Here is a 20536-nt window from a genome sequence, read left to right as displayed (position 1 = left end):
CTCCCGTCAAAAGAATTGTTCTAAGAAATTTTAAAAGGCAATCGCGACCAAAGGCTTAGTTTTCGTCGTCCGCAAGGGATTCCAGCACGAAGCCGCGGTTGCGCAGGGTGCGCAGTTCGAATCCATATTCCCGCGTGGGCGCCAGCTTGCGCCGCAGATAGCCGATATAGACGTCGACCACGTTTTCCGAACTGGTCCCCTCCCGCGCCCAAAGCCGGTCGAACAGGTCGGCGCGCGACATCACCTCGCCGCGATGGGTCCACAGCGTCGCGAACAGGGCGAATTCGCGCTCGGTCAGGGTCACGTGGCCCGCGGCCCCGTGCACCGTCCGCGTCGCGGGTTCCAGCCGCAGGGCAGGGGCGGCGCGTTTCGCCCGGCGCTCCTGCACCTTCAGCCGCGTGACCAGCTCGTCAAAGGCAAAGGGCTTGGCGATGTAATCGTCCGCGCCCGCATCCAGGCCCCCGGCGCGGTCCTCCACCTCGCTCAGCGCGCTCAGCATCAGGATCGGCGTGCGGTCGCCCTCGGCGCGCAGGTCCCGCACCAGCTCGATCCCGCTTTCCGGGCCGATCATCACGTCGACGATGGCCGCGCTGAAGCCCCCCTCGCCGAACCGCGCGCGGGCCTCGTCCACCCGGTGCGCGCAAACCGTGCCGTACCCGTGCAGCGCCAGACCGCGTGCCAGCGCCGCGGTGATCTCGGGGTCGTCGTCGACGATCAGGATGAGGTTCTCGCTCTCGGTCATCATCCCTCTTCGGCCAGCGGCAGGCGCAGCGTCACCATCGCGCCCGGCCCCGCGCCGATCCGCGCATGCTCGGGCACGGGGCTTTCCATCGCGATCCGCCCGCCCATCTGTTCCACCAGCCACCGCGCCAGGGCAAGCCCGATCCCGAACCCCTCGGGGCGCGGGCCGTCCGCGCCGCGGTGGAACCGGGTGAACACCCGCTCCAGTTCGTCCTCGGGCACGCCGGGGCCGGCGTCGATCACCCGCACCAGCCCCTCGCCCCCCTCGGCCGCCACCCGGATCGCCAGCGCGCCGCCCGCACGCCCATGGCGCACCGCGTTCTCGATCAGCCCGGCGACCAGCTGGCGCAGCCAGTCCGCATCGCCCCGCACGCTCACGCCGGGCCGGGCCGCGACCTCGACCGACATGCCCGCGCTTGCGATCTTGGGGCGGGTGTCGGCCACCGCCTCGGCCACCGCGCGGACCAGGTCCACCGGCTCGGCGGCCAGCTCGATCCGCCCGCTTTCCGACCGCGCCACGCGCAGCAGGTCGTCGATCCGCCGCTGCAACCGCTGCGCCCGCGCCCGGATCGTCTCGAATCCTTCGCGCGGCTCGCCCGCGCCCTTGGCGCCCAGTTCCGATTCCAGCAGGATCACTGTCAGCGGCGTGCGCAGCTCGTGCCCGATATCGGCAAAGAACCGGCGCCGGTCCTCGTCGGTGCGTTCCAGCGCGGCGTTGGCGGCGCGCAATTCCTCGGTGCGCGCGGCGATGGTCTCGTTCAGCGCCGCCCATTCCCGTTCCACCGCGGCGCGGCGGCTGGCCAGCGCGCGGGCCGCGCGGTTGGTCTCGGCGAACAGCCGCCCGATCTCGTCTTCGCGGTCCTCGGGCAGGGCCACGTCGAATTCCTCGCGCCCGATCCGCTGGGCGGCCTGGCGCGCCAGGTCCAGCCGCGCCAGCTGCGGGCGCACGAGGCCCAGGTAGAACGCCCCGAACATCGCCGCCACCAGCCCCGCCAGCCCCAGCGCCATCAGCGTCAGCCGCCGCCGCAACTCGCCGATGCCCGAAAGGATCGCGTCGCGGATCCGCATCTCGTCGGCCACCGCGGCGTTCAACAGCGGGTCCACCGTCTGCGAGAACCCCGCCAGGTAGGCCTGCGCCCGGTCCTTGCCCGTGGTTCCCGCCATCAGCCCGTCATGCGCCGCGGTGAACAGAGCCTCCATCCGGGCGATCGCGATGCTTTGCGTGGCGCGGCGCGATTGCTCGTCCAGCCCCTGCGCGCGCGCCTCCTCCACCGCCCCCTCCAGGTCGCGGCGCATCAACGCAAAGGTCCCCCGCAGCCCGCGCGTCGCAGGCTCCAGCCGCGCGGCGCGGTCCTCGGGCGACAACCCCACCTGGATCGCCTCGGCCGCCACCACGATAAAGGCCGAGATCTGCGTCGACAGCACCGAATAGCGCGCGATCCGCCGTTCCGCGTTCAGCGAATCCTCCAGCCGGTCCGACACCTGCGCCATGCCATGCAGGGTCAGCGCGCCCGACAGGATCGCGACGCAGCCGATCAGCCCCGCCCCCAGCGTCAGCTGGCCCTTCAGCGTGGCAAACGGGCCCAGCGGGCGCAGCCGGGCGCGGGCGTTCGACCCCGCCGCCGCTGCCGTCCCCGCCTTGTCGCCCATGCCGTCCACGCCCTTGCCGCTCCCCGGCCGGGCCCAAGTCTAGGCCGGAACCCGCCCCAAGGCTGCAAGACCAAAGGCGGTCTTGACATGGGCACACCCCCCGCCGCCCGCGATGCCAGGCATGGGCCGGGGGCGTCAGCCCCCGGCCCCCGGTCGCCTTGGCGCAGCCAAGGCGAAACCCCTTACCCTCGCGCCGCCCGGGGTCTAGGGCGCCGTCCCCCCGGCATCCCCGCGCGGGGCCAGCACCTTTTCGAACACCGCCTTGCCGTCGCCCGCGCGGTAGAAATCGGGGAACTCGGCCGCCACGCGATAGCCGCGCGCGGCATAGAAGGCCCGCGTCGCCGCGTACCCCGCGCTGGTCGAGGTGTCGGCATGCACGAACCGCCCCCCCGCCGCCCGGATCGCGTCCTCCGCCGCCGCGATCAGCCGCGCGCCCAGCCCCTGGCCCTGCAGTCCGGGCGCAACCGCGATCCAGTAGAGATCCCAGCCGATCTCCGACCCGGGGATCGGCCCGAAACAGGCATAGCCCGCCAGCCCCCCCGCGCCCTCGGCCAGCAGGAACTCATAGCCCGAGGCCGCCCCCTTCGCGATCCGCTCCAGCGCCAGGTCTTCGGCGATGCCGATCTCCTCGGCCGAGAACCGCCCCGTCGCCGCCACCAGCGCGCGGATGCGCGCGGGGTCCTCGGCGCGCAGCGTGGCGCGGAACGCGGCCCCGGGCGCCTTGGCCGGGCGGCGCGGCGCGCGGCCCCCCGCCGCCCGGCGCGGCGCCGCCAGCCCCTCGGCCAGCCCCTCGAAGAACCGCCGCGCGTTCGTGCCCAGCGTGCGCACCCGATAACCGCCCTCCTGCACGATCACCGTGGGATAGCCCGCCGCCCCGATCCGCGCGCCGATCCGGCGGAAATCCTCGGCCCCGTTCGACCAGGTCCCCGTCGGATCGCCCCGCGCCGTGTCGAACCCCAGCGACAGCACCAGGAAGGCCGGGGCGAACGCCTCGATCCGCGCCAGCGCGCGGTCGAGCGCCGCGCGATAGGTCTCGGGGCTCACCTGTTCGGGCAGGGCAAGGTTCAGGTTGAACCCCGCCCCCGCGCCCCGGCCGGTTTCGTCCTTGAACCCGGTGAAATAGGGATAGGCGAAACTGGGGTCGCCATGGATCGACACGGTCAGAACGTCGGCGCGGTCGTAAAAGATGTCCTGCTGGCCGTTGCCGTGGTGATAGTCGATATCCAGGATCGCCACCCGCCCGTGATGCGACAGGAAATTCGCCGCGATCGCCCCGTTGCACAGGTAGCAGAACCCGCCGAAACTGCGGTGCTCGGCATGGTGGCCCGGCGGGCGCACCAGCGCATAGGCCGCGGGCGCCCCGTCCAGCACCGCCTCGGCCGCGCCCAGCGCGCAATCGACCGCGCCGCGCGCGGCGGGCCAGGCGTTGCGGTGGATCGGGGTGAACGTGTCGATGCACCAATACCCCGCCAGCACCGACCGTTCCTTGGGCGGCCGCGCCGCGTTGCGGATCGGAAAGACATAGGGGTAAAGCGCGGTCTTTTCCGGTGCCTCGGCGCAGGCCCGGCGCAGATAGTCGATCAGCCGCGCGTCATGCACCTCGCGGATCCAGCGATCCGGAAAGCGGCGCGCCGGGCGCCGCTCGAACAGGCCCGACTTGTCCAGCTCCGCCAATATCGCGGGGATGCGCACCGGGCTTTCGACATAGCCGCGCTCGCGCACGTGGTGGATGTCGTGCCGGTCGTTCACGATCAGCGGGATCGGCGCCCGCCGGTCGGTCCGGGGGGCGGGGGCCGCGCGGTTGCGATACCGCGCGGGCCGCAGGTCATAGCCCCCCGGTGCGATAGACCCCAGCACGCTTGCCACGTAATCCGGCGGGCACAGCGTGGGGTATTTCCGCTCCAGGATCGCCGCCACGATGGCGCGCAGCCGCTCGGCCCCGGGCAGGGCATGCCCCCCCAGCCCGTCGAACACCAGGTAGGGCGCGTCGGTCTCGCCCGGCTTGATCGGCGTTTCATAGGCGGTGCCCGCGATCGGCCGCGCGCCGAACCGTTCATAGAACCGCAGCCGGTCGGCGTTCTGGCGCCGCGTCTCGGGGTCGGGGCTCAGGTCCGGGTCGTCGGGCAGGCACTCGAAATACAGCCCCTCGGCGCCCCGCTCGGCGGCGGCCTGGCGCAACCGTTCATACAGCGCGCCGCCCGCGCCCGATCCGGCCCGTGCGCCCGGATCGGCGGCGATCACGTCGAGAAAGGCGAAATTCAGCTCGGGGTCATGCAACAGCACCGCCGCCGCCCGCACCCGCGCGCGCGCGTCCTGCGCCACGAACAGGTCCGCCACGAACCGCTGGGCGAACGGGTTGTCCAGCCGGTCGGGCAGGGCGTCGATATCGGCCGGGTCCATGCCGGGGAACTGCGCGCGCAGGATCGCCTGCGCCTCGGCGATGGCGGCCCGGTTGGCGGGCGCGTGGGCATCGGCGATCTTGCGGATGCGGAACATCTCAGGCGGCTTTCCGGGGGGTGGCGCGGGCGGCAGCGACGATCCGGCCCACCAGCGCGTCATGGCCGAGACCGGCCCGGGCGGCGGCGGCGGCAAGGCCCGCGTCGGGGGCCAGGCAGGGGTTGGTGTTGACCTCCAGGATCCAGGGCTGGCCGTCTTCGCCGACCCGGAAATCGACCCGCGCATATCCATCCAGGTCGAACGCCCGCCACGCCGCCAGCGCCAGCGCGCGCAGCCGGTCCAGCAACGCGTCCTCCGCGGGCGCAAAGTCGAACCGGCGCGGGGTGTTTTCGAACCCGTGCGATCCCTCGATCCACTTCGCCTCGTAATCGACGATGCGGGGCCGCGCCGCGCCGAACCCCTCGAACAGGATTTCCGCGGGCGGCAACAGCTCGGGCCCCGCCGGTCCCTCGACCAGCGACAGGTTGAACTCGCGCCCCTCGACATAGGCTTCGGCAAAGAACCGCCCGCCGAACCGCGCCTGCCGGCGCACGATCTCGGCGCCCGCCTCCTCGGCCGCCACGACCGACCCCGCATCGATCCCGACCGAGGCATGTTCGCTTGTCGATTTCACGATCACCGGCGCCCCCGCGGGCAGGCCCCGCCGGGTCATCGACCACGCGGGCGTCGGCAGCCCGGCCCGGACCAGCACCCGTTTCATCGCCGGCTTTTCGGCGCACAGCCGGCTGGCCCGCGCCCCGCAGCCGGTAAAGGCCAGGCCCCGCCGGGCCAGCCGCGCGGGGATCGCCGCGGCCGGGGCCGCCACCCCGCCCACCGCCTCGACCAGGTTGAACACCAGGTCGGGCGGCGCGGCGGCCAGCCGGTCCAGCGCGGCCATGTCGGGCGCCAGGTGGACAAGCGTGGGCGCATGGCCCAGCCGGGTCAACGCCGCCGCGACCGTTTCGGCGGTGCGCAGCGTGTCGATCTCGTCCGGGCGGTCGCCGCTCGCCCCGTGCAGCACGGCGATGGACAGCCCGCTCATGCCCGTTCCCGCACCTCTTCGCCCAGCCCCAGCCGGGCACGGGCCGCCGCCACGATCCCCGCGATCAGCCGGTCATGGGACAGCCCCGCCAGCCCCGACAGGATCGGCAGGTCGGAATGGGTGGGATGCAGCCCCGCCAGCGTGTTCACCTCCAGGAACTGCGGCCGCCCCGCGCCATCCGACCGGATATCGACGCGCGCCGCATCCCGGCAGCCCAGCGCGCGATAGGCCGCCAGCGCGACGCGCCCCGCCTCCTGCGCCTCGGCGTCCTCGGCCAGCCGATAGGCCACCCGCGTCGCGCACAGCTCCTTGTTCTCGAAGCTGTAGATCTCGGCCTCGGCGGTGCGCGGCAACTCGATCTCCATCACCGCGATCACCGCCGCGCCCGCGCCGTTGCCCAGGATGCCCACCGTGAATTCCCGCCCCGGCAGGAACCCCTCGGCCAGCACTGGCTGGCCGAAGCGCGCCCGCAGCGCCGCCGCCGTGGGCGCCAGCGCGGCGCGGTCCGTCACCTTGGACGCGCGTTCACAGCCCTTGCCGGTGCCCTCGGCCAGCGGTTTCAGGAACAGCGGGCAGGGCAGGTCACAGGCCGCGTCCGCCGCCGCATCGTCCAGCACCGCGAAGGGCGCGGTCGGCACGCCCGCCTCGCGCACCAGCCGTTTCGCCACCGCCTTGTCCAGCCCCACCGCCTGGGTCAGCGGGTCGGAAAACGTGTACGGCACCCCGAACGCCTCCAGCAGGGCGGGCACCTGCGCCTCGCGCGACCGGCCCGCCAGCCCCTCGGCGATGTTGAACACCAGATCCCAGCGGTCGCCGGCGACCAGCCGCGCGGCCAGCGCGCGCACATGGCCGATGCGGTCGACCCGGTGGCCCAGCGCGCCCAGCGCCGCCTCGATCGCGGCCACCGTCTCGGGGCTGTCGAACTCGGCCAGCGCTTCCTCGCTCAGCCCCATCCCCGCGTAATCCTCGCGCAGGTCGTAGGTCAGCCCGATCAGCATGGCCCCGCCCCCCGGTCGGCCCCGAAACTCTCGCCCGGGTCCGGGTAGCGATACAGCCCGCCCTCGAAATTCCGCACGATCAGGTCGTCGCCATCCCGCCCCGCCACGTAATCGGGCAACAGCGGGATCTTGCCCCCGCCGCCCGGCGCGTCGATCACGTAATGCGGCACCGCGTAGCCCGTCGTGTGGCCCCTCAGCCCCTCGATGATCTCCAGGCCCCTGGCCACCGGCGTGCGGAAATGCGCGGACCCGGTGATGGGGTCGCATTGATACAGGTAATAGGGCTTCACCCGGCGCTTCAGCAGGCCGTGATACAGCGTCTTCATCACCTCGACATCGTCGTTGATGCCCTTCAGCAGCACGGTCTGAGAGCCCAGCGGAATCCCCGCATCGGCCAGCCGCCCGTAGGCCTCGCTCGCCTCGGGGGTCAGCTCGTGCGGGTGGGTGACATGGATCGACATCCACAGCGGATGGTGCTTCTTCAGCACCCGCGTCAGCTCGCGCGTGATCCGCATCGGCAACACGGTCGGCACCTTGGTCCCGATGCGGATGAATTCCACATGGGGAATCGCCCGCAACCGGCCCAACAGGTAATCCAGCTTTTCATCCGAAAGCGTCAGCGGATCGCCACCCGAGAGCAGCACGTCGCGAATCCCGGGATGCGCGGCGATATAGGCCAGCGCCTGCTCCCATTGCCGGGTCGAGAGCTGGTATTCGCCGCCCGCCTGGCCCACCATGCGCGACCGCGTGCAATAGCGGCAATAGGTCGAACAGGTGCCCGTGGTCAGGAACAGCACCCGGTCGGGATAACGATGCACCAGCCCCGGCGCCGCGCTGTCATGGTCCTCGCCCAGCGGGTCGTCGGCCTCTCCGGGGGTGCGCAGGTATTCCGCGCCCACCGGGATATGCGTGCGCCGCAGCGGCTCGGACGGGTCGTCCAGGCCCATCGTGCTGGCGTAATAGGGCGTGATCCCCACCGGCAGCCCGCCGGTATGGCGCGCGACCGCCGCGCGCTCGTCCGCGCTCAGGGCAAAGACACGCTCCAGCTCGGCCAGCGAGCGGATGCGCGCGCGCATCTGCCAGCGCCAGTCCGACCAGTCCTCGGCGCTGGCCGCGGGAAAGAACCGCCGCTGGAACGCCCGTGCCACGGGGCCGCGCGGGAACGCCGCGCGGCGGGGGGCCGGCGGGCGCGGGGCGCGCATCTGCGGGGCGGGGGGATGATCGGGCAAGGGAAGGGCGGTGGAAACGGTCAGGCCGCTTCGCGAAGGCTCCGCATCGGGAGCGAGGATCTCTTCCATCGAGAGGTTTGTCCCGGTGTCGGGCCAGCCGTCGCGCGCCAATCGTCGATGCTGTCGCTGGATCCGACGCGATGAAACATGCGGTCAAACCGTGCGAATTTCAATCGCGGAATCAAAGGTTTTTTTCAGCCCCGGAATTCCCGCAAGCACATGATATGAAACGGAAATAAATGCAGCCCCCGGACATGCCCCCAACCCCCGCGATTCGACCCGTGCGCCCGTGGACCCGCCCCGGCCCGGGGCGTCGTGAAAACGTCACGTCAGGCGCTTAAGCGATTGATCCGTCAAGCCGCTGGGCGCTAGTGTTCCGGCGACACGGAAACGGTCCAACAACATTCGGGAGGACTTACCATGAAAGCGGGCATTTCGCCGATCGCGTTCCTTTGCGCCCTTGCCGCCGCCACCCCCGTGGCCGCGCAGACGGAAATCGAGTTCTGGCACGCCTTCACCGGGCGGCTGGGCGAACTGGTGGCCGAACAGGTCGACAGCTTCAACGCCAGCCAGTCCGACTATGTCGTGACCGCCACCCACAAGGGCAACTATTCCGAAACGCTGAACGCCGGCATCGCCGCCTTTCGCGCGGGCGAACAGCCCGACATCCTGATGGTGTTCGAGGTCGGCACCGCCACCATGATGGCCGCCCAGGGCGCCATCGTGCCGGTCTATCAACTGATGCAGGACGCGGGCGCCGACTTCGACCCCGACGCCTTCATCGGCTCGGTCAAGGGCTATTACACCACCACCGACGGCCAGATGCTGTCGATGCCGTTCAACTCCTCCACCCCCGTCCTCTGGGTCAACCGCGACGCGCTGAGTGCGGCGGGAATCGACCCCGACACCGATCTTTCGACCTGGCAGCAGGTGGGCGCGGTGCTGGACCAGCTGAAAGAGGCGGGCAGCGACTGCCCGATGACCACCGCCTGGCAAAGCTGGATTCACCTCGAAAACCTGTCCGCCTATCACGACGTGCCGTTTGCCACGCAGGATAACGGCTTTGCCGGGCTGGATACGGAACTGGCCTTCAACGGCCCGGTCCAGGTCCAGCACATCCAGGCGATGGGCGACTGGGCGCGGGACGGCAAGTTCATCTACGCCGGCCGCCGCAACGAGGGCGGCGCGAATTTCCGCGCGGGGGAATGCGCCCTGTTCACCGAAAGCTCGGCCGGCTACGCGGGCATCAAGTCCGAGGCCCAGTTCGATTTCGAGGTCCGCCCGCTGCCCTATTGGGAAGGCGTCGAGGGGGCCCCCCGGAACACCATCATCGGCGGCGCCTCGCTCTGGGTGATGGCGGGGCAAACGGACGAGGAATACAAGGGCGTCGCGGCCTTCCTCAACTTCCTGTCCTCGCCCGAAATCCAGGCCAAGTGGCACCAGGACACGGGCTACCTGCCGATCACCAAGGCCGCCGGGGACCTGACCCGCGAACAGGGCTTCTATGACGCGAACCCCGGCACCGATATCGCGGTGACCCAGATGACCGCCAAGGAACCGACCGCGAATTCCAAGGGCCTGCGCCTTGGCTCCTTCGACCAGATCCGCGGCATCATCGACGAAGAGCTTGAGGCCGTCTGGGCCGGTGACAAGGACGCGCAGACCGCGCTGAACACCGCCGTCGAACGTGGCAACCAGTTGCTGCGCCGCTTCGAACAGGCCAACCGCTAAACCCGCCGCGCGCCCCGGCCCCCGCGCCGGGGCGCGCGCATCGCCCGCAAATGGAAAAACGCGTTCTCTTCAAGGGCATCTGGCTGCCCCTGCTGCTGATCCTGCCGCAGATCGTCATCACGGCGGTCTTTTTCTTCTACCCGGCAGGGCAGGCGATCTGGCAGTCGCTGTTCATCCCCGACCCGTTCGGGCTGTCCTCGCGCTTCGTGGGGCTGGGCAATTTCGACTACCTGCTGTCCGACCCCTATTACCGCGCGTCCTTCGTCACCACGGCGATCTTCTCCACCCTCGTCACGCTGGTCTCGATGGGAGTCGCCCTCTACCTCGCCGTCCTCGCCGACCGGCTGATCAAGGGGTCCGGCACCTACCGCACCCTTCTGATCTGGCCCTATGCCGTCGCCCCCGCCGTCGCGGGCGTGCTGTGGCTTTTCATGTTCAACACCCGCGTGGGCGTTGTGACGTGGTACCTGGGCCTTCTGGGCTATGACTGGAACCACGTGTTGAACGAGGGCGAGGCGATGGGCCTTGTCGTCGTGGCCTCGGCCTGGGGGCGGATCAGCTACAATTTCCTGTTCTTCCTCGCGGGCCTGCAAGCGATCCCGAAATCGGTGATCGAGGCCGCCGCCATCGACGGCGCCCGCTTCTGGACCCGGTTCCGCACCATCGTCTTCCCGCTGCTCTCACCCACCACCTTCTTCCTGCTGGTGGTCAACATCGTCTACGCGTTCTTCGAAACCTTCGGCGTGATCCACACCATCACCTCCGGCGGCCCCCAACAGGCCACCACCATCCTCGTCTACAAGGTCTATTCCGACGGCTTCGTGGGCCAGGACCTCGGGTCTTCGGCGGCCCAATCCGTGATCCTGCTGGTCGTGGTCTCGATCCTGACCATCATCCAGTTCAAGTATATCGAGCGGAGGGTGCATTATTGACCGCCCCCGCCCGCACCCGCAAAGCCCCGCCGCCCGGCATGGTCGAACGCCGCGGCGCGGGGCTGTGGCTGACCCATGCCGGGCTGATCCTCGGCGTCGCCTTCATCTTCTTCCCGATCTGGCTGGCCTTCGTCGCCTCGACCGTCAGCCAGCCCGAAATCGTCCGCCCGCCCATGCCGCTTCTCCCCGGCGACCAGTTCTTCGAGAATTACCGCAAGGCGCTGGTCTCGGGCATCAACGCCCCTGTGGCGCTGATGCTGCTGAATTCCGGCGTCATGGCGATCGGCATCGCGGTGGGCAAGATCATCATCTCGCTCCTGTCGGCCTTCGCCATCGTCTATTTCCGCTTCCCGTTCCGGCGGGTGTTCTTCTGGCTGATCTTCCTGACGCTCATGCTGCCGGTCGAGGTGCGCATCGTCCCGACATATGAGGTCGTCGCGGGCTTCGGCATGCTGAACAGCTATTCGGGCCTCATCCTGCCGCTGATCGCGTCGGCCACCGCCACCTTCCTGTTCCGGCAATTCTTCATGACCGTTCCCGACGAACTGGCCGAGGCCGCCCGCGTCGACGGCGCCCGCCCGATGCAGTTCTTCCGGGATATCCTCCTGCCGATGAGCCGCACGAATATCGCCGCGCTCTTCGTGATCCTGTTCATCTATGGCTGGAACCAGTATCTCTGGCCGCTCCTCATCACCACCGACCCGTCGATGAACACCATCGTGATGGGCATCAAGCAGATGTTCCCGTCGGGCGACGACATCGCCGACTGGCCGGTCATCATGGCGACCTCGATCCTCGCCATGCTGCCGCCCGTGGTGGTGGTCATCGGCATGCAGCGGCTGTTCATCCGCGGCCTTGTGGAAAGCGAGAAGTAATGGCGACGGTAACGCTCACGGACGTGCGGAAAAGCTTTGGCAAGACGCAGGTGATCCACGGCGTCGATATCGACATTGCCGACGGCGAATTCATCGTGATCGTCGGCCCCTCGGGCTGTGGGAAATCCACGCTTCTGCGCATGGTGGCGGGGCTGGAAACCGTCACGGCAGGCGAGGTGCGGATCGGCGGTGAACGGGTGAATGACCGGGAACCCATGGACCGCGACATCGCCATGGTGTTCCAGAACTACGCGCTTTACCCGCACATGTCGGTTTTCGACAACATGGCCTATGGCCTCAAGATCGCGAAGACCCCCAGGGCCGAGATCGAGGCGCGGGTGCAGACCGCCGCCCGGCTGTTGCAACTGGAACCCTATCTTGGGCGCAAGCCGCGCGAACTCTCGGGCGGCCAGCGCCAGCGCGTCGCCATGGGCCGCGCCATCGTGCGCAAGCCCGCGGTGTTCCTGTTCGACGAGCCGCTCTCGAACCTCGACGCGAAACTCCGGGTGCAGATGCGCCTTGAGATCAAGCAGTTGCAGCGTGACCTTGGCGTGACCGCGCTTTACGTCACCCATGACCAGGTCGAGGCGATGACGCTGGCCGACCGCATGGTGGTGATGAATGCCGGCCGCGCCGACCAGATCGGCGCGCCGCTCGATGTCTATGCCGACCCGCGGACGGAATTCGTCGCGGGCTTCATCGGCTCGCCGCCCACGAATTTCCTGGACCCCGCCGCGGTGGGCGGGCAGGGCGCGCGCCTCGGCATCCGGCCCGAGCACATGCGCATCGGCCCCGCCGGATCGGGCCGCATCACCGCCCGCGTGCTCGACGCCGAACCGCTGGGCGCCGAAACCTTGATCCACACGCGCCTGCCCTCGGGCGACCTGCTGACCATCCGGCAAGACGGCGCCGCCCCGATCCCCGGCGAGGGCGACGAGATCGGCCTGGCCTGGGAGGCCGCCGACGAGATGCGCTTCGGCCCCGACGGGCGGCGGGTCTGACCGCCGCCCCGGCCCTTATCGCTTGCATCCCCCCGTTGCCCGGCGCACCCTGCGTTAATCCCGCCCCGGCGGGGAAAAGCTCATATGAGAGTCATATGGAATTCATATGCGATTCATATCGCCCGGACGCCGCCGATCCGCCCCGTTAACCATACCCTGCGACTCGGCACACACCCGCCAAAGGCCCGATGACCGACACCCGCACCACCACCCATGACGCCGAGGACGACCCGCGCAACCGGGATCTCCTGATCTACGTGAACGGCACCCTTCTGCCGCGGGATCAGGCCATGGTTTCGGTCTACGATTCCGGCTTCATGCTGGGCGACGGCATGTGGGAAGGAATGCGGCTATATAACGGAAAATGGGCGTTTTTCGACGAACACATGGACCGTCTTTTCGACAGTTGCCGCGCGGTCAGCCTTGATATCGGGATGGACCGTCAGGGTATCCTCGACGCGCTGACCCTGACCGCCGAGGCCAACGGAATGACCGATGACGTCCACTGCCGCCTGATGGTGACGCGCGGCGTCAAGCTGCGCCCGTTCCAGCACCCCTCGCTGTCGCGTTCGGGGCCGACCGTCGTCATCATCATGGAACATTCCAAACCCGCCAACACCCTGACAAAAAAGGGAATTCGGCTGGCCACCGTGCCCCAGGTGCGCGGACTGCCGATGAGTCAGGACGCGAAATACAACAGCCATTCCAAGCTGAACTGCGTGATCGCCTGCCTGCAGGCCGAACAGGCCGGTGCCGACGAGGCGCTGATGCTGGACCCGTTCGGGTTCGTGAACACCACCAATGCCTGCAACTTCTTCATCGTTCGCCGGGGCGAGGTGTGGACCTCGACCGGCGACTATTGCATGAACGGGGTGACGCGGGCCAAGGTGATCGAGATCTGCCGCCGCGAGGGTATCCCCGTGTTCGAGAAAAACTATTCCCTGGTCGAGGCTTACGCCGCGGACGAGGCGTTCCTGACCGGCACGTTCGGCGCCCAGACGCCGGTCTCGCATATCGACGGCAAGGCGATCGGCACCAACGGCGGCCGGGGCCCCGTGATGGACCGCATCGCCCGCCATTACCGCGCGCTCGTGCAGGAGAACACCGCATGAGCCACCCCCCGTTTTCCGGCCCCACGCGTCGGGGCCGTTGCCGGGCATCGCCCGGCCCAGAACGACAAGACGCGACCGAGGCCGCGAGCGGCCAAAACAGGTACACCATCAAGATCCAAAGGGAGATCACGATGAAATTCAGGACACTCATGGCCACCGCCGGCGTTGTGGCACTGCTGGGCGCGGGCGCGGCAAGCGCGCAGACGCTGGTCTATTGCTCGGAAGGCTCGCCCGAGGGCTTCGACCCGGCGCTGTATACCGCCGGCACCACCTTCGACGCCTCCTCGCACCCGGTCTACAACCGGCTGATGGAATTCGAGACCGGCACCACCAACGTCGTTCCGGGCCTTGCCGAAAGCGTCGAGGCGTCGGAAGACGGGCTGGAATACACCTTCAAGCTGCGCCAGGGGGTCAAGTTCCACTCGAACGACATCTTCACGCCGACGCGCGACTTCAACGCCGATGACGTGATCTTCACCTTCGAACGTCAGCGGCTGGACGACCACCCCTACAACAAGGTTTCGGGCGGCACCTGGGAATATTTCGACGGCATGTCGATGCCCGACCTGATCAAGTCCATCGAGAAAGTCGATGATTACACGGTGAAATTCGTCCTCAACCGCCCCGAGGCGCCATTCATCGCCAACATGGCGATGGATTTCGCCTCGATCCAGTCGGCCGAATATGCCGATGCGATGATGGCCGCCGGCACCCCCGAGATGCTGAACCAGAAACCCATCGGCACCGGCCCGTTCCAGTTCGTCGCCTACCAGAAGGACGCGGTGATCCGGTATCAGAAGAACGCGGATTACTGGAAGGACGGCTTGCCCAAGGTCGACAACCTGGTCTTCGCGATCACGCCCGATGCGTCGGTGCGTTACCAGAAGCTGAAGGCCGGCGAATGCCACATCATGCCCTATCCGAACCCCGCCGACATCCAGGCGATGAAGGACGACGAGGGCATCAACGTGCTGGAGCAGGAAGGGCTGAACGTGGGCTACCTGGCCTACAACACCACCCAGCCGCCCTTTGACAACGCCAAGGTGCGCAAGGCGCTGAACATGGCGATCGACAAGCAGGCGATCATCGACGTGGTGTTCCAGGGCGCGGGCCAGATCGCCAAGAACCCGATCCCGCCGACCATGTGGTCCTATAACGACGCCGTCGAGGATGACGCCTATGATCCCGAGGCGGCCAAGGCGATGCTGGCCGAAGAGGGCGTGTCGGACCTGTCGATGAAGATCTGGGCGATGCCGGTGCAGCGGCCCTATAACCCCAATGCCCGCCGCATGGCCGAGCTGATGCAGGAGGATTTCGCCAAGGTCGGCGTCGACGTCGAGATCGTGTCCTATGAATGGGGCGAATATCTCAGCCGGTCGCGCGAACTGAACCGCGACGGTGCGGTTCTGTTGGGCTGGACCGGCGACAACGGCGACCCGGACAACTTCCTGGCCGTCCTGCTGGGCTGTGACGGGGTCGAGAACTCGAACCGGGCGCAGTGGTGCCACCAGCCGTTCGAGGACCTGATCCAGAAGGCCAAGGTGACCACCGACCAGGCCGAGCGCACCAAGCTGTACGAAGAGGCGCAGGTCGTCTTCAAGGAGCAGGCGCCCTGGGCGACCATCGCGCATTCGGTCGTGTTCATGCCGGTGCGCCCCGAGGTCGAGGGCTACAAGGTGCACCCGCTGGGCGGGCATATCTTCACCGAGGTCGGCCTGGCCGAGTAAGGGCCTGACGCAACCGGGCGGGGCCTTTCCCGGGCCCCGCCCGCCATCAGGGGGCATTCCGCATGGCGTCTGGACTGGCGGAGTATGCCGGGCTTGCGGCCCGGCTGGGGGTGGATGCGGTCGCGATCGTGCCCGGCCCCAATTTCACCCGGATGACCGGGCGCAGCTTTCACACCAACGAACGCCCGCTGGTCGTGGTGATCCCCGCCGAGGGGCCGCCCGCGGCGGTGGTTCCCAACCTGGAACTGCGGTCCTTCGACCTGGTCGAGTTCCCGGGCGAGGTGTTCGACTGGCGCGACCAGGATGGCTATCAGCCCGCGTTCGACGCGCTGGCGCGGCATCTGCCGCTGTCCAGCCTGGCGGTCGAGGGGCAGGTGATGCGGGTCTTCGTCCACCATGCGCTGGCCGCCGCCTGGCCGGGGCTGAAGATCGTCGATGCCGAGCGCGAGATTTCCGCCCTGCGCATCCGCAAGACGCCCGAGGAAATCGCCGCGCTGGAACGGGCCATCGCGATTTCCGAACGCGCGCTGGCCCGCGTGCTGGACCAGGTCCGCCCGGGCCAGACCGAAAAACAGGTCGAACAATTCCTGGTGCAGGCGCTGTTCGCCGAGGGGGCCGAGGACCAGTCGTTCCATCCCATCGTGGCCGCCGGCGACAATTCCGCCCGGCCCCATGCCAGCGCGCGGGCCGATTACGCGATCCGGAAGGGCGACGCGCTGCTCTTGGATTTCGGGGCACGCTGGGGCGGGTTCTGCGCCGATATCACCCGCACCGTTTTCGTGGGCCATGCCAGCGACGAGGCCGAACAGGTCTATGACACGGTGCTGCGCGCCAACCTGCGCGGCCAGGAGGTCACGCGCCCCGGCGTCACCGCGCATGACGTGGACGACGCGGTGATCTCGGTGCTGGAGGCCTCGCCCTTCGCCGACCGCATCCGCACCAAGACCGGCCACGGCCTGGGCCGCGAGGTGCACGAGGCGCCCTATATCATGCGCGGCAACCCCCAGGTTCTGGAACCGGGTATGGTCTTTACCGACGAACCCGGTCTATACCGCGTCGGCGGTTTCGGTGTCCGGATCGAGGACGACCTTCTGGTGACCGAGACCGGTTGCCGGTCATTGACCGGCTTTCCCCGCGAACTGATAGTGGTGGCCCGATGATCCGCTACCTGCTTGCCCGGCTGCTGACCTTCCTGCCCACCTTCCTGGGGGTGACGCTGATCTCGTTCGCCTTCATCCGGGTGCTGCCGGGCGACCCGATCATCGTGATGGCGGGCGAACGCGGGCTGACCGAGGAGCGCTATGCCGAACTGGTCCGCCAGTTCGGGTTCGACCAGCCGCTGCCGGTGCAGTTCTGGAATTACCTGACCGGCGTGTTGCAGGGCGATCTGGGCACCTCTTACGTGACCAAGCGGCCGGTCTGGGACGAGTTCTTCTCGCTGTTCCCCGCCACGCTGGAACTGTCGATCTGCGCGATGATCTTCGCCGTCGGCATCGGCCTGCCCGCAGGCGTGATCGCCGCCGTCAACCGGGGCAAGCTGTTCGACCGGGCGCTGATGTCGACCGCGCTGGTCGGCTATTCGATGCCGATCTTCTGGTGGGCGCTGCTGATGATCATCGTCTTCTCGGGGAACCTCGGGTGGACGCCGGTGTCGGGGCGCATCGACCTTTTGTATTTCTTCGATTCCGTGACCGGCTTCATGCTGATCGACTCGGCCTTGTCGGGGCAGAACGGGGCCTTTACCTCGGCGGTGCGCCACCTGATCCTGCCGACGATCGTGCTGGGCACGATCCCCTTGGCGGTGATCGCGCGCCAGACCCGGTCGGCCATGCTGGAGGTCTTGTCCGAGGATTACATCCGCACCGCGCGGGCCAAGGGCCTGTCGCCGCTGCGGATCAACGGAATGCATGCCCTCAGAAACGCGATGATCCCGGTCATCACGGTGATCGGCCTGTCGGTCGGCACGCTTCTGGCGGGCGCGATCCTGACCGAGACGATCTTTTCCTGGCCGGGCATCGGCAAGTGGATGGTCGATTCCATCTATCGGCGCGACTACCCGGTGGTGCAGGGCGGCCTGCTGCTGATCGCGTCGATGGTGATGATCGTGAACCTGACGGTCGACATCCTGTATGGCCTCATCAACCCCAAGATCAGGGCGCGGAAATGACGGCGGAACCCGACGCACAAGGAACGGCGCCCGCGCGCCAGGGCCAGCTGGCCGAGTTCTGGTATTACTTCCGCGAGAACCGCGGCGCGGTGATCGGGCTGTATGTCTTCGTGGTCTTCGTGATCGTGGCGCTGTTCGCGCCGCTGCTCGCGCCCTATGACCCGACCGAGCAGTTCCGCGACCACATCCTCAAGCCCCCCGCCTGGGTTCAGGGCGGCGACTGGGCCTTTCCGCTGGGCACCGATCCCCTGGGCCGGGACATGCTTTCGCGGCTGATCCACGGCGCGCGGTTCTCGTTCTTCGTGGGGATCGTGGTGGTGGTGGTCGCGGCCTCGGGGGGTATCCTGGTCGGGCTGATCGCGGGCTTCGCGCCGAAATGGCTGGATTCCATCATCATGCGGCTGATGGACGTGATCCTGGCCTTCCCGTCGCTGTTGCTGGCGCTGGTTCTGGTGGCGATCCTGGGGCCGTCCCTGACCAACGCGATGATCGCCATCGCGCTGGTGCTGCAACCCCATTACGTGCGCCTGACCCGCGCCTCGGTGCTGTCGGAACGCACGCGCGATTACGTGGTCTCGGCGCGCGTTGCGGGGGCGAAACTGCCCCGGCTGATGTTCGTGACCGTCCTGCCCAATTGCCTGGCACCGATCATCGTTCAGGCGGCGCTGTCGTTTTCCACCGCGATCCTCGATGCCGCGGCGCTCGGGTTCCTCGGGATGGGCGCGCAGCCGCCCACGCCGGAATGGGGCACCATGCTGGCCGAGGCGCGGGAGTTCATCCTGCGCGCCTGGTGGGTGGTGACCTTCCCCGGCGTGGCGATCCTGGTGACGGTGCTGGCGATCAACCTGATGGGCGACGGGCTGCGTGACGGGCTCGACCCGAAACTGAAGCGGAGCTGAGGCATGACGTTGCTGCGTATCCGCAACCTCTCGGTCGATTTCGCCACCGCCTCGGGCCAGTTCCGGGCGGTGGACGCGATGGACGTGACCGTCGACCCCGGCGAAATCCTGGCCATCGTGGGCGAGTCGGGCTCGGGCAAGTCGGTGGCGATGCTGGCCTTGATGGGCCTTCTGCCCTGGACCGCGACGGTCACGGCCGACGAGATGAGCTTCGACGGGCAGGATTTGCGCGCGATCACGCCGCGCACCCGCCGGCGCATCGTCGGCAAGGACATCGCGATGATCTTCCAGGAGCCGATGTCGTCGCTGAACCCGTGTTTCACGGTCGGCTTCCAGATCAAGGAGGGGCTGAAAAAGCATCTCGGCCTCGACCGCAAGGCACGCCATGCCCGCGCGCTGGAGCTGATGGAGATGGTGGGCATTCCCGATCCCGCGCGGCGGCTGAACGCCTTTCCGCACCAGCTGTCGGGGGGCATGAGCCAGCGGGTGATGATCGCGATGGCCATCGCCTGCCGCCCGCGCCTGTTGATCGCGGACGAACCCACCACGGCGCTGGACGTGACGATCCAGGCGCAGATCCTGGACCTGTTGACCGATTTGCAGGCCGAAACCGGCATGGCGCTGATCCTGATCACGCATGACATGGGCGTGGTCGCCGAAACCGCGCGCCGCGTCAGCGTGCAATACGCGGGCCAGAAGGTCGAGGATCAGCCCGTGGGCCCGCTGTTCGAAACCCCGCATCACCCCTATACCGCCGCGCTGCTGGCCGCGCTGCCCGAACGGGCCACCTCGCGCGTGTTGCCGACGATCCCGGGCGTGGTGCCGGGCCAGTTCGACCGGCCCAGGGGATGCCTGTTCGCGCCGCGCTGCGCCCATGCCGATGAGCTGTGCCGCACCACGCCGCCGCCCGTGCAGCCGCCCGGGATGGGCCTTGCGCGCTGTCACTACCCGTTGACCGAGGAGGGCAGGGGATGACCGCATCCGTCGTCACCGCCACCGGCCTGTCGCGTTTCTACGAGGTCGGCGGCGGGCTGTTGTCCAAGCCGCGCGAAATCCGTGCCCTGTCCGAGGTCAGCTTTGCCATCCCGCGCGGCAAGACGCTGGCCGTGGTGGGCGAGTCGGGCTGCGGGAAATCCACGCTGGCCCGCGTCGTCACCATGATCGAGCCGCCCACCGCGGGCCATTTCGCCATCGAGGGCACCGAGATCACCCCCGACCAGTGGGAGGCGCATCGCGACGCGGTGCAGATCGTGTTCCAGGACCCTTACGGGTCGCTCAACCCGCGCCAGCGGATCAGCGCGATCCTGTCCGAACCGCTCAAGATCAACCGCCCCGAGATGTCGCGCGCCGAGCGCGAGGCCAAGGTGCGCGAGGTGATGGGGCTGGTGGGCCTGCGGCCCGAGTTCTACGACCGCTACCCGCACATGTTCTCGGGCGGGCAGCGCCAGCGCATCGCGGTGGCCCGCGCGCTGATGCTGGAACCCAAGGTGCTGGTGCTGGACGAACCCGTCTCGGCGCTGGACCTGTCGGTGCAAAGCCAGATCCTGAACCTGCTGCTCGATCTGCAGGAACGGCTGGGCCTGACCTACCTGTTCATCAGCCACGATTTGTCGGTGGTCCGCCATGTCTGCGACGAGATCATGGTGATGTACCTGGGCCGCGCGGTGGAAACCGGCACCAAGGAGGCGGTGTTCGGCAATCCCCGCCACCCCTATACCCGCGCGCTGTTGTCGGCGACGCCGGTGGCGGATCCGAAAAGCCAGAAAGAGCGGATCAAGCTGTCGGGCGAATTGCCCTCGCCGCTGAACATCCCGCCGGGCTGTCCCTTCGCCGCGCGCTGCTGGAAGGTGCAGGACCGCTGCCGGGCCGAACGCCCCGCGCTGGACGGCGACGGCCACAAGGTCGCCTGTTTCTTCCCCGAGGGCGAATAACGTCCCCGATCCGGGCGCGGGCGGGGAATGCGCACTTGGCGAACCCGCCCCGATCCCGCTAGCCT

Annotated in this window: 17 protein-coding genes; 11 read left to right on the top strand and 6 right to left on the bottom strand. The window is 68.5% G+C overall.

Going from position 1 to position 20536, the window contains the following annotated elements; translation table 11 throughout:
• Positions 1 to 55: 55 nt before the first annotated feature.
• From EV662_RS05640 to EV662_RS05615, 6 genes are all read right to left on the bottom strand, one after another.
• A complete protein-coding gene (locus EV662_RS05640) occupies positions 56 to 742 on the bottom strand; it encodes a response regulator transcription factor (RefSeq protein WP_132461153.1) in 687 nt (228 codons plus the stop codon).
• Positions 742 to 2391: a sensor histidine kinase gene (locus EV662_RS05635; RefSeq protein ID WP_132461152.1), complete on the bottom strand. Its 1650-nt coding sequence runs from the start codon at positions 2389 to 2391 to the stop codon at positions 742 to 744. The genes EV662_RS05640 and EV662_RS05635 overlap by 1 nt, the downstream gene beginning before the upstream one ends.
• A 204-nt stretch (positions 2392 to 2595) precedes the next feature.
• The gene (locus EV662_RS05630; protein ID WP_132461151.1) at positions 2596 to 4887 is read right to left on the bottom strand and encodes a GNAT family N-acetyltransferase; all 2292 of its coding nucleotides are present in this window, start codon (positions 4885 to 4887) and stop codon (positions 2596 to 2598) included.
• Position 4888: 1 nt separating this feature from the next.
• Entirely contained in the window at positions 4889 to 5869 is a 981-nt protein-coding gene (locus EV662_RS05625; RefSeq protein ID WP_132461150.1) for a D-alanine--D-alanine ligase family protein, read from the bottom strand.
• Positions 5866 to 6867: a D-alanine--D-alanine ligase family protein gene (locus EV662_RS05620; RefSeq protein ID WP_132461149.1), complete on the bottom strand. Its 1002-nt coding sequence runs from the start codon at positions 6865 to 6867 to the stop codon at positions 5866 to 5868. Before EV662_RS05620 ends, EV662_RS05625 begins: the two co-directional genes overlap by 4 nt.
• Positions 6861 to 8207 (bottom strand): KamA family radical SAM protein, encoded by a 1347-nt coding sequence (locus tag EV662_RS05615; RefSeq protein ID WP_243695774.1) that lies wholly within the window; start codon positions 8205 to 8207, stop codon positions 6861 to 6863. Before EV662_RS05615 ends, EV662_RS05620 begins: the two co-directional genes overlap by 7 nt.
• A gap of 309 nt (positions 8208 to 8516) precedes the next feature.
• Here EV662_RS05615 and ugpB point away from each other — a divergent pair, with 309 nt between their 5' ends.
• The 11 genes from ugpB to EV662_RS05560 all read left to right on the top strand — a co-directional run bounded on the left by ugpB (position 8517) and on the right by EV662_RS05560 (position 20471).
• Positions 8517 to 9827, top strand: coding sequence for a sn-glycerol-3-phosphate ABC transporter substrate-binding protein UgpB (ugpB, locus tag EV662_RS05610; RefSeq protein WP_132461148.1), 1311 nt, complete (start codon positions 8517 to 8519; stop codon positions 9825 to 9827).
• Positions 9828 to 9877: 50 nt separating this feature from the next.
• A complete protein-coding gene (ugpA, locus tag EV662_RS05605) occupies positions 9878 to 10759 on the top strand; it encodes a sn-glycerol-3-phosphate ABC transporter permease UgpA (RefSeq protein ID WP_132461147.1) in 882 nt (293 codons plus the stop codon).
• Positions 10760 to 10797: 38 nt separating this feature from the next.
• The gene (gene ugpE / locus EV662_RS05600; protein ID WP_132461251.1) at positions 10798 to 11634 is read left to right on the top strand and encodes a sn-glycerol-3-phosphate ABC transporter permease UgpE; all 837 of its coding nucleotides are present in this window, start codon (positions 10798 to 10800) and stop codon (positions 11632 to 11634) included.
• A complete protein-coding gene (locus tag EV662_RS05595) occupies positions 11634 to 12635 on the top strand; it encodes an ABC transporter ATP-binding protein (protein ID WP_132461146.1) in 1002 nt (333 codons plus the stop codon). Before ugpE ends, EV662_RS05595 begins: the two co-directional genes overlap by 1 nt.
• Before the next feature lie 188 nt (positions 12636 to 12823).
• Positions 12824 to 13747, top strand: a complete 924-nt coding sequence (locus EV662_RS05590; RefSeq protein WP_132461145.1) for an aminotransferase class IV — start codon at positions 12824 to 12826, stop codon at positions 13745 to 13747.
• Positions 13748 to 13878: 131 nt separating this feature from the next.
• Positions 13879 to 15474: an ABC transporter substrate-binding protein gene (locus EV662_RS05585; RefSeq protein ID WP_132461144.1), complete on the top strand. Its 1596-nt coding sequence runs from the start codon at positions 13879 to 13881 to the stop codon at positions 15472 to 15474.
• 62 nt (positions 15475 to 15536) lie between these two features.
• The gene (locus tag EV662_RS05580; RefSeq protein ID WP_132461143.1) at positions 15537 to 16634 is read left to right on the top strand and encodes a M24 family metallopeptidase; all 1098 of its coding nucleotides are present in this window, start codon (positions 15537 to 15539) and stop codon (positions 16632 to 16634) included.
• A complete protein-coding gene (locus EV662_RS05575; RefSeq protein ID WP_132461142.1) occupies positions 16631 to 17641 on the top strand; it encodes an ABC transporter permease subunit in 1011 nt (336 codons plus the stop codon). The genes EV662_RS05580 and EV662_RS05575 overlap by 4 nt, the downstream gene beginning before the upstream one ends.
• A complete protein-coding gene (locus EV662_RS05570) occupies positions 17638 to 18540 on the top strand; it encodes an ABC transporter permease subunit (protein WP_132461141.1) in 903 nt (300 codons plus the stop codon). Before EV662_RS05575 ends, EV662_RS05570 begins: the two co-directional genes overlap by 4 nt.
• Before the next feature lie 3 nt (positions 18541 to 18543).
• A complete protein-coding gene (locus EV662_RS05565) occupies positions 18544 to 19515 on the top strand; it encodes an ABC transporter ATP-binding protein (protein WP_132461140.1) in 972 nt (323 codons plus the stop codon).
• The gene (locus tag EV662_RS05560; RefSeq protein WP_132461139.1) at positions 19512 to 20471 is read left to right on the top strand and encodes an ABC transporter ATP-binding protein; all 960 of its coding nucleotides are present in this window, start codon (positions 19512 to 19514) and stop codon (positions 20469 to 20471) included. Before EV662_RS05565 ends, EV662_RS05560 begins: the two co-directional genes overlap by 4 nt.
• Positions 20472 to 20536 lie beyond the last annotated feature (65 nt).

It is taken from the genome of Rhodovulum marinum (genome assembly GCF_004343075.1).
In the GTDB taxonomy this organism is placed as follows: Bacteria; Pseudomonadota; Alphaproteobacteria; order Rhodobacterales; family Rhodobacteraceae; genus Rhodovulum; species Rhodovulum marinum.
Note: the sequence above shows the minus strand (reverse complement) of the source record. Positions and strands in the feature narration are given on the sequence as shown.

Excerpts from the sequence above, each read along its gene's own strand:
- EV662_RS05640 (WP_132461153.1), bottom strand. The coding sequence starts at position 742 with ATGACCGAGAGCGAGAACCTCATCCTGATCGTCGACGACGACCCCGAG.
- EV662_RS05635 (WP_132461152.1), bottom strand. The coding sequence starts at position 2,391 with ATGGGCGACAAGGCGGGGACGGCAGCGGCGGCGGGGTCGAACGCCCGC.
- EV662_RS05630 (WP_132461151.1), bottom strand. The coding sequence starts at position 4,887 with ATGTTCCGCATCCGCAAGATCGCCGATGCCCACGCGCCCGCCAACCGG.
- EV662_RS05625 (WP_132461150.1), bottom strand. The coding sequence starts at position 5,869 with ATGAGCGGGCTGTCCATCGCCGTGCTGCACGGGGCGAGCGGCGACCGC.
- EV662_RS05620 (WP_132461149.1), bottom strand. The coding sequence starts at position 6,867 with ATGCTGATCGGGCTGACCTACGACCTGCGCGAGGATTACGCGGGGATG.
- ugpB (WP_132461148.1), top strand. The coding sequence starts at position 8,517 with ATGAAAGCGGGCATTTCGCCGATCGCGTTCCTTTGCGCCCTTGCCGCC.
- ugpA (WP_132461147.1), top strand. The coding sequence starts at position 9,878 with ATGGAAAAACGCGTTCTCTTCAAGGGCATCTGGCTGCCCCTGCTGCTG.
- ugpE (WP_132461251.1), top strand. The coding sequence starts at position 10,798 with ATGGTCGAACGCCGCGGCGCGGGGCTGTGGCTGACCCATGCCGGGCTG.
- EV662_RS05595 (WP_132461146.1), top strand. The coding sequence starts at position 11,634 with ATGGCGACGGTAACGCTCACGGACGTGCGGAAAAGCTTTGGCAAGACG.
- EV662_RS05590 (WP_132461145.1), top strand. The coding sequence starts at position 12,824 with ATGACCGACACCCGCACCACCACCCATGACGCCGAGGACGACCCGCGC.
- EV662_RS05585 (WP_132461144.1), top strand. The coding sequence starts at position 13,879 with ATGAAATTCAGGACACTCATGGCCACCGCCGGCGTTGTGGCACTGCTG.
- EV662_RS05580 (WP_132461143.1), top strand. The coding sequence starts at position 15,537 with ATGGCGTCTGGACTGGCGGAGTATGCCGGGCTTGCGGCCCGGCTGGGG.
- EV662_RS05575 (WP_132461142.1), top strand. The coding sequence starts at position 16,631 with ATGATCCGCTACCTGCTTGCCCGGCTGCTGACCTTCCTGCCCACCTTC.
- EV662_RS05570 (WP_132461141.1), top strand. The coding sequence starts at position 17,638 with ATGACGGCGGAACCCGACGCACAAGGAACGGCGCCCGCGCGCCAGGGC.
- EV662_RS05565 (WP_132461140.1), top strand. The coding sequence starts at position 18,544 with ATGACGTTGCTGCGTATCCGCAACCTCTCGGTCGATTTCGCCACCGCC.
- EV662_RS05560 (WP_132461139.1), top strand. The coding sequence starts at position 19,512 with ATGACCGCATCCGTCGTCACCGCCACCGGCCTGTCGCGTTTCTACGAG.